1 protein-coding gene is annotated in these 379 nt (G+C 64.1%); it reads left to right on the top strand.

The annotated features are described in order from the left end of the window. Positions 1–360, top strand: a 360-nt coding sequence (locus tag D3242_RS33220; protein WP_120145586.1) for an acetyl-CoA carboxylase, incomplete at its 5' end; no start/stop codon positions are given. Between the last annotated feature and the right edge of the window lie 19 nt (positions 361–379).

Genomic DNA, 379 nt, shown 5'->3' with positions numbered 1-379 from the left:
GGCGTGGACGGTCTCGAAATCTCCCGGCCGGACGGACAGCTTCGCATCGTCGTCGCTGGAAAAGACGGCACTCGGCTCAGCTCGACCGGAACGACGCCACGCGCTCCCGGCTTCGCATCCGCAATCGTGAAGGCGCCGATGGCCGGCCACTTCTGTGTCGAGCACCCGGCCACCTACGCCGCGCCGCAAAATCTGCCGCGCTCCGTATCCGATGCGGATATCGTTGGCTTTGTCGGGGTAGGGCACATCCTGCTTCCCCTTCGCGCCGGACACTCCGGTGTTTTGACCAGGCTGCTCGCCGAGCCCGGAGCGCTGGTCGGCTTTGGTGATCCTCTGTTCGAAATCGAGCTCCCATCATGATCGCCACGACGAATAGACA

The organism is Mesorhizobium jarvisii, from assembly GCF_003601985.1.
Lineage (GTDB): Bacteria > Pseudomonadota > Alphaproteobacteria > Rhizobiales > Rhizobiaceae > Mesorhizobium > Mesorhizobium jarvisii.
The sequence above is the reverse complement of the archived record's forward strand: the minus strand, read 5'-3'. Positions and strand labels throughout refer to the sequence as shown.